The following is a 12,496-nucleotide window of genomic DNA, read 5'->3' on the forward strand; positions in this document are numbered from 1 at the left end:
CACGGCAAGCCTTAACGCGACTGGAGTCGACTTTGAGCGAGAATCCCGAGAGCCCGCCCCAGGCCCCGACCCTGGCCCCAACGCCGACCCCGACCCCGACCGCAATTCCGCACCCAACCCCGGACACCGCGACCCGGCGCACGCCGACCGCCCGACCCGGCGGCCGGAGCGCCCGGGTCCGGGCCGACGTGGTCGCCGCCACGCTGGCCGAGGTCACCGAGAAGGGGTACGACGGCCTCACCGTCGAGGCGGTCGCGGCCCGCTCCGGCGTCCACAAGGCGACCCTCTACCGGCGCTGGAGCGGAGTGGACGGACTGGTCGCGGACGCCCTGACCGCCTCCGCCGACCAGCCCTGGCCCCTGCCGGACAGCGGGGACCTCGGCGAGGACCTCCGCCGGATCACCCACGAGGTGTTCGCCGTCTTCACCGATCCCGAGCTCGGCCCGACCCCCACGGCGCTGATCGCGGCCGCCCAGCGCTCCGACACCGGCGCCGCCGCCCTGCGCGCCTTCTTCGCGGCCCGCCACGAACAGGCCGCCGAGGTGGCCGAACGAGCCGTCGTGCGGGGGGAGTTGCCCGCCGGCACGGACGGCGCCGAGGTGGTCCGGGCCGCGACCGCCCCGCTCTACTACCGCCTGTTCGTCACCGGCGAGCCGCTCGACGCCCTCGCCGCCCAGCGGGCCGCGGACGCCGCCGCCCTGGCCGCGCGCGCCGGACTGTTCACACCCACCCCCGCCACCTCGCCCGGCCACCGCCCCGCCACCGCACCCGACGATCAGGCGGAGACCAACCATCCGTCCACGGAGGTGAACTGACGCTCCACCGCCATCACCACGGCGCCACAGCCACCACCGGAACCGGAGCCACACCGCCCCCTACCGGAACCCCACCGGCCCGTGGATGATGCCTCCATGACAATCCCGCCGTCCACCACCCCCCGGAAGGCCCGTCACGTGAAGCGCAAGCAGTGGGCACTGGTCGCCGCCGCCACCGTCCTCCCGCTCGTCGCGAGCACCGGCACCGCCGTCGCGGACACTCCCGCGCCGGCCCCGAGCGCCGCCTGCACCTACACCCCGGCCGTCCCGGCCGACAACTTCAAGGGCATCCCGGTCTTCGACCCCGAGGAGGCCGCCGAGCCCTACCGCGCGACCCTACGGACCGACCAGGGCCGGATCACCTTCGAGGCGCTGACCGACAAGGCCCCCTGCACCACGTTCTCGTTCCGCTTCCTGGCCGAGAACGACTACTTCGACGGCACCCACTGCCACCGCCTCACCACCCAGCGGATCTACGTCCTCCAGTGCGGCGACCCGACCGGAACGGGCAGCGGCGGCCCCGGCTACTCCTTCCCCGACGAGAACCTGACCGGCGCCACCTACCCGGCCGGCACCGTGGCCATGGCCAACGCCGGTCCGAACACCAACGGCAGCCAGTTCTTCTTCGTCTGGAAGGACACCAAGCTCTCCCCCGCCTACACCCCGTTCGGCCGGGTCACCGCGGGACTGGACGTCCTGCAGAAGATCGCCGCGGGCGGCGAGGACGACCAGAACGGCCCCGGCGACGGCTACCCCACCCTGCCGGTCAACATCCGTCACGTGAAGATCAGCGACCACTGACGGCCCGCACTCCGGATGGCGCTCCGTCGCTCCCGTACGGTGGCAGCACCAAAGGCACCGCACGGGAGCGACAGGAGCAGCACCGCATGGACAGCAGGATCTGGGAGAGCGTGGACCACCTCGTCGCCTGGCTCGACGCGGAGGGCACGCAATCGCCCCAGGAGGAGCGCCTGCTGCGGATCCTCAAGCTCTCCGAGGAGGTGGGCGAGGTCGGGGCCGCGGTGATCGGCGCCACCGGCCAGAACCCGCGCAAGGGCATCACCCACAGCTGGGAGGACGTCCAGCACGAGCTCTGCGACGTCGTGTTCGCCGCGCTGGTCGCCCTGCGGACACTCACCCCGGACGCGGCAAGGGTGTTCGCCGACCGGCTCGCCTACGTCGAGCAGCGCTCGGCCGCCAGTCGCGCAATCCCCGAGGCAGGTTGATGCCGCATCACATTTCTGTGCCGCATTTCCGCCCGTTCCGTTGACGGCCGGACCGCCGAACCCTAGCCTGAGCCGACGACCCGACCCCATCACCTCACCGGCGAGGGGTCGCGCCCTCGTTCGCCGAGAATGCGCCTATCCCGCGCCATCGGTGGAGGCATCGGTTCCACTCCGTTGAACCCGCCCCGCCCCTGCGGCCCCTCCGGCGCTCACCGCGCCCGCGCCGCCGCGTCCTGCCATCCCGCAGGTGAAGGCGTACCCGCGAACCGGCCCGGACCACCACTCCCGCCGCCGTACGTCGGCCTCGCACGGGCCACACCCGCAGCGGGCGACACCCCCATTGGCAGGCACCGCTCCAGGCCGCACCACTGAACGCCGCCTCACCACACCGTCGCGGCGCCGCGCCTCCGCCCTTCGCGCCGCCACACCCCATCGCGCCGGCCGCCGACACGGGCCGCATCCGCGCCGAGCACCGCCGCTCCCGGTAGACCGGCCGGCCGCCTCGCCCCCGCGCCCAGCGCGCCGCAAGCACCACCAGACCACCGCACCACGAGGGCACGCACCACGAGGCACCGCACCACGAGGGCACGCACCACGAGGCACGCACCGCATCGCCGCATCGCCGCACGGCACCGCTGCACACCCTCAGAACGCACGGGACCACGACGCACGGGAGCACGACACCACAGCCCCGTCGCACACACCGGGTACGGCGCGGGTCGAGCACGCCCTGCATCGCCGCCCTCCCCCAGGGCCAGTGATTGCTCATCTATCGCTATTGCCAGTAAGTTGCAGTAGCGAGTCGTCCATAAGAGCGAGGAGGGATGTGATGACCAAAGCTCAGCAACCTCCGGCATTCGAGCCGGCGCGCGCCGCCACCCACCTTCCCCGGGCGGCCGCCCCCGCGCCCACGACGCCCGCAACGGCCACCGCCACCCCACCGCCCGATGCGCCGCCACTCCGACGCCCCGACACCCCAGCCCCCGCCCCCGCCCCCGCCCCCGCCCTTGCCCTCGCCCTTGCCAGACGGCGTTTCAAGACTGTTGCGCCAAACCAACATTGGATGAATCCCTCACCGCCGGCCGAGAATCAAGCATGTACATGTCCACAATCTGACGGCCAGTCAATCCGGCTCGTGGGATAGCCGGCCCACCCCGACCGAAGCCGCTCGCCTCCACGGCAATCGACATGACGTAATCATCACGGCCATCAAGAAACCGCCAACGCAATGCGGGGCACCCGGATCGATCGACCGCCATTCAACAAATGTGGTGACGGTCACACCCGGGCCCTGAACCGCCGAAATCCTGACGTAACGTCATCGCGCTACAACTGCGCGTAAGAGGGCTCCCAGGGCACGAGAGGCGCGCCGACGCCACCCCAGGGCCACCCCTGAACATGCCCGGAAGCCCACGGCCATCCCCTGTGACCACGGCAAACGGCTCCGGACGGTCACCCCGCGCACACCCACCGCAGGCACCCGCAGGCGCGGCATCCGCGCGGCCCCCTGGGCGCGAGTGGCTCGCGAGCGATCCGACGAGGTCGACCACGGAGCGTCTCCGGGGATTTACAACACAAGTCTTCCGGTTTTATAGTCACGGCCGACGGGGGAGCGTTTGACCGGCCCGGATAGCGGATGCACACCACGGCTTCGACTATTCACCTGCCGGCCACCAACAACCGAGGGGGAGGCGTAGTGTTGTGTCTTCAGGTGGGCGCAGGGGAGCGTCCGAGCCTCTGTTGTGCACGATCCGTTTCAGTCTGAGCAGCAGCTGAACGCCGCGTGGTCGCGGCAACTGCCCTAGAGACCGCGACTGTTCGAGCTAGTGTCATGCCCACGTAATCTTTTTTTGGCATCCTGTCAACGCGCTTTCGCATGCCCTCTTCACCGAGTGCGTCGCGTCGCGGTGACAGGCGGTCGGCCGCGCCTGCATTTTCTGACGTCGGCCTTATTCGGCATGCACCCTTGTCGGCTTTGTGCTCGAAGAATGACGAATTCGAGGAATGATGGCGATATCCACGGGGTCCGAGGAATTGACTCTTTCGAACATGCTGCGCGCGGCCGCGCTCGTCCAGCCCGACCGGACCGCCGTTTCCTGCGGCACCGAACGGCTGACCTTCCAGCAGCTCAGCGACCGTAGCGAGCACATCGCCGACCACCTGCGACAACTCGGCGTACAGCCGGACGAGCCGGTCGGCATCTACATGGAACCGTCGGTCGATCTGATGGCCAGCGTGTGGGGCGTGTTGCACGCCGGCGCCGCGTATTTGCCGCTGTCCCCCGAGTATCCGGACGAACGCGTCCGGTACATGGTCGTGGACTCACGCACGAAGGTCATCCTGGCCGACGAGGCGCTGACATCCAGACTCGCCGCCATGGCACCGCCGGAAACGAGGATCATCACCCTCGCCGAGGCCGCCGCCGGCGCGACCGGCCCCGCCGGGAAGACCGCGGAAATCCCCCGCCCCACGCGGAGCGACGACCTCGCGTACGTCATCTACACCTCCGGGAGCACGGGCAACCCGAAGGGCATCGGCGTCGAGCAGCACAGCATCGTCGCCCAGATGCACTGGATGGCCGACGAGCAGGGCCTCGACCGGACCCGGACGGTGCTGCAGAAGACGCCGCTGAGCTTCGACGCGGCCCAGTGGGAGATCCTCGCGCCCGCCTGCGGCGCGAGCGTGGTGATGAGCGAGCGCGGGGTCTACGCGGACCCCAACGGACTGCTCGACCTGATCACCGCGCACGAGGTGACGACGCTTCAGGGTGTTCCGACGCTCATTCAGGCCCTGGTGGACAGCGGCCGGTTGCCGGACTGCACGTCCCTGAGGCAGATCTTCAGCGGCGGCGAGGCCCTCACCAAGAGCCTGGCGGTCGAGGTCCTCGACGCACTGCCGAACTGCGACCTGATCAACCTGTACGGCCCGAGCGAGTGCACCATCAACTCCTCCGCGCTCAAGGTCGACCGGGAGACGGTGCGCCAGGGCCCGGACCACATCGCGATCGGCCACCCGGTGCGAGGCCTCGACTTCCACATCCTCGACCACGACAGGAAGCCGGTCGCGCCCGGCGAGTCGGGCGAGCTGTACATCTCCGGCGTCCAGGTGGCCCGCGGCTACCTGAACCGCGACGACCTGACGGCCGAGCGCTTCCTCCCGAACCCGTTCTCCGACGACCCCGCCCACGACCGCCTGTACCGCACCGGCGACCTCACCCGCTGGAACGACGACGGCACCGTGCAGTTCCTCGGCCGCACCGACAGCCAGGTCAAGCTGCGCGGGTTCCGGGTCGAGCTGGACGAGATCAAGGTGTCCATCGAGTCCCACGACTGGGTGAAGCGGGCCGCCGTCCTGGTCCGCAACGACCAGCGCACCGGCGCCAACCTCATCGCGTTCATCGAGCTGGACCCCAATCAGGCCTCGCTGATGGACCAGGGCAACCACGGCGCCCACCACCAGTCGAAGAAGAGCAAGCTGCAGCTCAAGGCGCAGCTCGCCGGCCTCGGCGTGCGCGACGAGCCAGGTCTGCCGGCCGTCGCGCTGGAGGGCCGGCAGGAGACGCCCGAGCAGCGGCGCACCGCGTTCGCCCGCAAGACGTACCGCTTCTACGAGGGCGGCGAGGTCACCCGGGACGACATCCTGAACCTGCTGGCCCGGCCGGCCGCGGCGGCGGCGACGGCCGCGCCCCGCACCCCCGACACCCTCACCCCCGCCGAACTCGGCGCGTTGCTGCGCAACTTCGGCCAGTTCACCAGCACCGAACGCCTGCTGCCCAAGTACGGCTACGCCTCCCCGGGTTCGCTGTACGCCACCCAGCTCTACCTCGAGCTGTCGGGCGTCGCGGGCCTCGACCCCGGCTACTACTACTTCCACCCGGTTGACCACAGCCTCGTGATGATCGCCCCGGCCCCCGCCGGCGAGCCGCGACTGAAGGCCCACTTCGTGGGGCGGCGGTCGGCCATCGAGGCGGTCTACCTCAACAACGTCCAGGAGGTCCTGCAGTTCGAGGCCGGTCACATGGTGGGCCTGTTCGACCACGTGCTGCCCGGCTACGGCCTGCGCATCACCGCCCGGCCCGGCGAGCCCGCCGTCAAGGACCTCCTGCGCTGCCCCGACGAGGACCACTACCTGGCCACCTACGAGGTGGAGAGCGCCGCGGCCCCGGCCGTCGCCGACCCGGTCGAGCTCCTCGTCCAGGCCCACCCCGGCCGGATCGCCGACCTGCCCGCCGGCCAGTACCGCTACGCGGACGGCGAGCTGGTCAAGGTGTCCGACGAGCTGGTGCGCAAGCAGCACGTCATCGCGATCAACCAGGAGGTGTACCAGCGCGCCGCCTTCGGGGTCAGCATCCTCGGCCGCGCGGACGAGCCCTGGCAGCGCTACACCGACCTCGGCCGCGAACTGCAGCGCCTGCAGCTGAACGACCTGGGCCTCGGTCTGATGTCCTCCGGCTACAGCTCGGAGACCGGCAACCCGCTGTCGGCCGCCCGCCGCATCGCGGAGATCGTCGGGCTCGGCCCGGAGACCGCCTCCTACTTCGCCGTCGGCGGCCGCATCAGCGAGGAGCAGCGGCTCAGCGAGGGCATGAAGGAGGACTCGGTCCACATGCGCGGGCCGGCCGAGATCATCAAGGACAACCTGGCCGACGCGATGCCGCCGTACATGGTCCCGAACCGGGTCACCGTGCTGAACGCCTTCCCGCTCACGCCGAACGGCAAGGTCGACCACCAGGCGCTGCGCGAGCTGGACAAGGCGGCGGTGGACGACACCGAGACGCCGGTGGTCCTGCCGCGCACGCCCACCGAGGAGGCGATCGCCGCCCTGTGGCGGACGGTGCTGAAGCAGGACCGGGTCTCGATCCGCGACGACTTCTTCGGCTCCGGCGGGCACTCGCTGACCGCGGTCAACCTGATCAGCCGGATCAACAAGGAGCTCGGCGCGGGCCTGCCGCTGCAGGTGCTGTTCGAGGCGCCGACCATCGCCGAGCTGGCCCGGCGGGTGGACCGCGAGCCGTCGACCACGTCGTCGCGCCTGGTGCGCCTGCGGGCCGGCGAGGAGGGCCGCCGGCCGGTGTTCTGCTGGCCCGGGCTCGGCGGCTACCCGATGAGCCTGCGGCTGCTGGCCAGCCGGCTCGACCTGCCGTCGCCGTTCCTGGGCGTGCAGGCCTACGGCATCAACGCCGGCGAGACCGCCTACCCGACCTTCGACGAGATGGTCGCCCGGGACATCGAACTGATCCGCGGGGTCCAGCCGCAGGGCCCGTACACGCTGTGGGGCTACTCCTTCGGCGCCCGGGTCGCGTTCGAGGTCGCCTACCAGCTGGAGCGCGCCGGCGAGCAGGTCGACGAGGTGATCCTCCTGGCGCCGGGCAAGCCCCCGGTGGAGGCACACCTGGAGGCGCCCGCCGACGCGGCGGCCAGCTTCACCGACCCGACGTTCGTCGCGATCCTCTACTCCGTCTTCTCCGGGAACCTGGAGCGGTCGGCGGTCGAGGAGTGCGTGGCGGCGACGCACGACGGGGCGAGTTTCGTCGACTTCGTCTGCGGCCGCTTCGAGCACCTGGAGCGCGACCTGGTGCGCCGGATCACCGACGTGGTGTGGCGGACCTTCCTGTTCGAGTACGCCCCCGAGGAACTGGCCGAGCGCACGGTCTCGGCGCCGGTCACGGTGCTGCGGGCGGACGCGGACCAGCCCTCGTTCATCGACTCCGGCTACGCGCTGACCGCGCAGGCCCCCACGATCACCCAGCTCAAGGCCGACCACTACGGCCTGATCCGCTCCGGCGGAATCGACGAACTCACCTCCGCCATCAAGTCCGCACGGCTCATGAGGAAGGTCACCGGCGTGCCCCACGTCAACATCAAGCACTTCCCGAACGATCTCGACGCGCAGCAGATCTCCGACCTGGTCGAGGCGATCACCAGCGCCGTGAAGACCGCGTTCTCGGTCGACGAGGGCGCCGTGTCGATCGCCCTGGAGCCGGTCGAGCAGGAGGCCTGGAACGAGCGGGTCTACCTGCCGGAGATCGTCGAGGGCACCGGAATGCTGGTCAAGGTCCCGAACTACTGAGCCCGTCCACCACATCCGACGGAGCAGCGGGGAACAGGCCATGACAGACGGAGGACGGCATGCGTAGGACGATCGCCAGGGCGAGGGAGGACCTCGCCGTGATCGTCGAGCGGGACCCTTCGATCCGCACCCGGAGGGAGGCGCTCCTGCACCCGGCCCTGCCGGCGTTGTGGGCCCACCGGGTGGCCCACGTCCTCCACACCGGGGGGCACCGGCAGGCGGCGCGCGTGCTGGCGTACGTGGCGCGCGCGGTGACCGGCGGCATCGAGATCCACCCGGGGGCCCGGCTGGGCCGGCGGGTGTTCATCGACCACGGCGCGGCCGTGGTGATCGGCGAGACCGCCGTGATCGGCGACGACGTGACGATCTTCCACCAGGTGACGCTCGGCGCGGTCGGGTTCTGGCGGGACTCCTGGCGCAAGCCCGGCGCCCGCCGCCACCCGGTGGTCGGCGACCGGGTGGTGATCGGCACCAACGCGATCGTGCTCGGCCCGGTCACGATCGGGGACGACGCGCTGATCGGCGCCGGTGCCCTCGTGCTGGCCGACGTGCCGGCCGGTTCCCGGGTGATGGCGCCGACGGCGAAGGTCTCGCAGCGGCCGCCCACCGAGGAGACCTCGCAGCTGCTGCGCACCCTGGCGACGTCCGGCTACTGGTGACCCGCCCGGCCGTCCGGTCCGCTCCCCACCGACCGCCGGCCCGCTCCTCCCCCCATTCATCGCACGTCGGCTCGCCCACGAGCCAGCAAGTCAGCAAGTCAGCAAGTCAGCGAGTCAGCAAGTCAGCCCCACCGCCCGACCGCAGGTCGGCATGCCAACGGAGGCATACGTGATCCATGTAGGTGTCCTGGAGAGCAACCTCTCCGGTTCCGGCTTCGAGGGTCTGCAGATCCTCAAGGAACTCGACTGCCGTGTCACCTTCTTCACCCGCGACCTGGAGCGCTACCTCGAAGTTCCGGGCGGCCCCGCCTACTTCGACAAGTACGTCGACGAGATCGTCCACTGCGAGACGAACGTCCTCGACGAGCTGATGCCCCATGTCCGGGCGGCCTCGGCCGAGCACCCGTTCAACGCGTTCCTGACGCTGGCCGAGTACGACGTGGTCGTGGCCGCCGAGGTGGCGGTCCTGCTCGGACTGCCGACGGTGAGCGTGGACGGCGTCGCGACGGCCCGCAACAAGGCGCTGATGCGCCGGCGCTGCGCCGAACTCGGCGTGGCGATGCCCGCGTTCCGTACCGTGCGGACCCCGGAGGAGGCAGCCGCGGCGGCCGCCGAGCTCGGCCTGCCGTGCGTGGTGAAGCCCGCCGACGAGACCAGCAGCGCCGACGTGAAGCTGGTGGAGACGCCCGAGCAGGCGGCCGAGCACGTGGCGCTGATCCGCTCCCGAGTCGAGAACACCCGCGGCCAGAGCCGCTACCACGAGCTGATGGTCGAGGAGTTCATCACCGGCCCCGAGGTCAGCGTCGAGGTGCTGGCCGAGGGCGAGCGCTTCGAGGTGCTCGGTGTGACCGACAAGTCGGTCACGGGCCAGGGCTACTTCGTCGAGCTGGGCCACAGCTTCCCGTCGAGCCTGCCGGAGGCGACGGTCCGGGCGATCGGCGACCTCGCGGTGCAGTCCCTGCGCGCGGTCGGCTTCGACCTCGGCATGGCGCACGTCGAGATCAAGGTGACGCCGAACGGGCCGAAGCTCGTGGAGATCAACCCCCGGCCCGCCGGCGGGAAGATCACCTACCTGGTCGACCGCGCCCTCGGCATCCGCTCGCTGGAGCTGGTGTCGCGCCAGTACCTGGGCGAGCCGCTGCCGGCCGAGGTCGTGCCCGCGGAGCCGGTCGGCGGCGCCGCGATCCGCTACCTGACCGCCCCGGCCGGCCGGGTGGTGTCCGTCGGCGGCCAGGACCGCGCCGCCGCGCAGCCCGGCGTGGAGGAGGTCGTCGTCAAGCCGAAGCCCGGCGACGTCCTGCACGAGGTGCGCCGCAACGGCGACCGCGCCGGCCACGTCCTGGTCATCGCCGAGAGCGCGCAGCTCGCGGCGCGCACCGCCGAGGCCGCCGCCAGGGAGATCATCATCCGCACCGAGCCGGTGGAGGCCCGTCCGGTCGCGCGGTCGCTGGTCGACCTGATCGGCCGCACGCCGCTGCTGGAGCTGCCGCTGGACGGGATCGCGGACGACGCGCCGGCCGGGGCGACGGTGCTCGCCAAGCTGGAGCTGTTCAACCCGTGGTCCAGCAGCAAGGACCGCGCCGCGCTGTCGATGCTCACGGCCGCCGAGGAGCGCGGGGAGCTGACGCCGGGCACCGGCACCGTGATCGAGGCGACGTCGGGCAACACCGGCATCTCGCTGGCGGCGCTGGCGGCGGCCCGCGGCTACCGCTGCGTCATCGTGCTGCCGGACAACGCCACGCAGGAGCGCGTGACGATGCTGCAGTCGCTGGGCGCCGAGGTGGTGCGCACCCCGCACACCGGCGGCTACCAGGCGGCGGTCGACAAGGCCCAGGAACTGCACGAGCAGACGCCGGGCTCGTGGTTCTGCTGCCAGCACGACAACGCGGACAACGTCCGGGCGCACTACGAGTCCACCGGTCCGGAGATCTGGGCCGACACCGAGGGCCGGGTCGACGTGTTCGTCTGCGGCGTCGGCACCGGCGGCACGCTGAGCGGCACCGGCGCGTACCTGCGGGAGAAGAACCCCGCGGTGCGGATCGTGGCGGTGGAGCCGGCGGGTTCGCCGCTGCTGTCGGGCGGCGAGCCGGGCACGCACTGCATCCCCGGCTTCAACGGCGGGTTCATCGCGCCGACGACGGACCGCGACCTCATCGACGAGGTGATCCCGGTCGCGGACGCCGACGCACTGCGCACCACCCGCGAACTCGCCCTGCGGGCGGGCCTCATGGTCGGCGTGTCGGCGGGTGCGGTCGTGCACGCGAGCGGCGTCGTCGCGAGCCGCCCGGAGTACCGGGGCAAGCGGATCGTCACCCTGCTGCCCGACACCGGCGAGCGCTACCTGAGCCTGCTCAACCGCGACGCCGCACCGGCGCCCGCCCCGAACGCCGCCGGGGACGGTGCCCGTTGAGCTCCGTGACCGACGGGACCGACGGGACCGACGGGACCGCCGTGCCGAACGTGGAGGCCGACGGCACCGACCGAGCCGACACCCGGCCGCGACTGCTGATGGTGATGCCCTACCGCCAGTTCGTCCGGAAGGCGCAGGCCGAGGGTTACTGGGTCGGCGCGATCTGGGACGCCCGCCTGGAGTCCCCGCAGTACCTGGACGACGTGCGCGAGCTCGCGGACTTCTTCGTCCTGGCCGACTTCGAGGACCACGGGCAACTCGCCCGCACCATCCGCGAGGTGGCGAAGGAACAGGGCGCCTCGGTGGTGTACCACATCGGCCGCGAGGAGACGATGGTCACCGCGTACGAGGCGGCCGAGGAGCTGGGGGCGGAGCTCAACCCGGCGTCGGCGGTGCGCTACCTGGCCGACAAGCACGCGATGCGCGACCTGCTGGCCGGGCGCGACCTGTCCCCCGTGGCCTTCGAGGCCGCGCCGACCCGCCGGGACGTGCCGGGCGCGGTCGAGCGGATCGGCCTGCCGGTCGTGGTCAAGCCCTCCGCGCTCGCCGGCAGCCGCGGCGTGTTCCTGTGGCAGGACCCGGAGGACCTGGCCGTGTGGACCGCGCTGGTCGACGAGTACGGCTACGACGGCCCGTTCCTGGTCGAGGAGTACCTGCGCGGCCCCGAGTTCAGCGTCGAGACGCTGAGCGAGGACGGCCGTCACCGGGTCGTCGGGATCACCGCGAAGGTGCTCGGCCCGCCTCCGCTGTTCGTGGAGGCCGGGCACGTCCACCCGGCGCCGCTGTCCGACGGCGACCGCGCGGCGATCGAGCGGCTGACCACGGACTTCCTCACGGCCTGCGGCTACCGGTTCGGCCCCGCGCACACCGAGGTGATCCTCACCGGACGCGGTCCGCGCATCGTCGAGTCCCAGGCCCGCCTGGGCGGCGACCGCATCCCGCGGCTCGTCGAACTGGCCACCGGCCTGGACGTGGAGCGGGCGATCTTCGCGAGCATGGCGGGCACGCCGACGCAGGTGCCGGCCCCGACGGCGACGGCACTGGTCCACTTCTTCACCTTCCCGTCCGGCCGGGTCGACGAGGTCCGCGGCGTGGAGGAGGCCCGGCGGCTCGGCTTCGTCGACGAGCTGAGCATCCGCCTGCGGCCCGGGGACACCGCCCCGCAGGTCCGCGACTCCAAGAGCCGGCACGGGCACGTGGTGGTGTCCGGCGCCTCCCCCGAGGAGGCGCGGGCCCGGCTCGCCGAGGTGCTCGCCACCGTCGAGGTCGTCGTCGACGGCGTGCCGTCGCGCGCGGCCGGGGCCTGCGCATGAGCCG

7 protein-coding genes and 1 pseudogene are annotated in these 12,496 nt (G+C 71.6%); all 8 read left to right on the forward strand.

Annotated features, from left to right (window positions below):
• Positions 1-32 precede the first annotated feature (32 nt).
• Positions 33-815 (forward strand): TetR/AcrR family transcriptional regulator, encoded by a 783-nt coding sequence (locus tag PUR71_RS39830; protein WP_329932187.1) that lies wholly within the window; start codon positions 33-35, stop codon positions 813-815.
• 96 nt (positions 816-911) lie between these two features.
• Complete coding sequence (locus tag PUR71_RS39835) at positions 912-1,616, forward strand: peptidylprolyl isomerase (RefSeq protein ID WP_329932188.1); 705 nt, start codon at positions 912-914, stop codon at positions 1,614-1,616.
• 86 nt (positions 1,617-1,702) lie between these two features.
• The gene (locus PUR71_RS39840; RefSeq protein WP_329932189.1) at positions 1,703-2,041 is read left to right on the forward strand and encodes a MazG-like family protein; all 339 of its coding nucleotides are present in this window, start codon (positions 1,703-1,705) and stop codon (positions 2,039-2,041) included.
• A 2,034-nt stretch (positions 2,042-4,075) separates the two neighbouring features.
• Positions 4,076-8,110 (forward strand): amino acid adenylation domain-containing protein, encoded by a 4,035-nt coding sequence (locus PUR71_RS39845; RefSeq protein WP_329932190.1) that lies wholly within the window; start codon positions 4,076-4,078, stop codon positions 8,108-8,110.
• Positions 8,111-8,169: 59 nt separating this feature from the next.
• Positions 8,170-8,769, forward strand: a complete 600-nt coding sequence (epsC, locus tag PUR71_RS39850; RefSeq protein ID WP_329932191.1) for a serine O-acetyltransferase EpsC — start codon at positions 8,170-8,172, stop codon at positions 8,767-8,769.
• Positions 8,770-9,295: 526 nt separating this feature from the next.
• Positions 9,296-10,174, forward strand: a pseudogene (locus PUR71_RS39855) (ATP-grasp domain-containing protein); the annotation flags it as partial.
• Positions 10,172-11,179: a PLP-dependent cysteine synthase family protein gene (locus PUR71_RS39860; protein ID WP_329932361.1), complete on the forward strand. Its 1,008-nt coding sequence runs from the start codon at positions 10,172-10,174 to the stop codon at positions 11,177-11,179. The pseudogene PUR71_RS39855 and the gene PUR71_RS39860, both read left to right, overlap by 3 nt.
• Before the next feature lie 5 nt (positions 11,180-11,184).
• Positions 11,185-12,492, forward strand: a complete 1,308-nt coding sequence (locus PUR71_RS39865) for an ATP-grasp domain-containing protein (RefSeq protein WP_329932192.1) — start codon at positions 11,185-11,187, stop codon at positions 12,490-12,492.
• Positions 12,493-12,496: the final 4 nt, after the last annotated feature.

The organism is Streptomyces sp. SP17BM10 (assembly GCF_036322405.1).
Lineage (GTDB): Bacteria > Actinomycetota > Actinomycetes > Streptomycetales > Streptomycetaceae > Kitasatospora.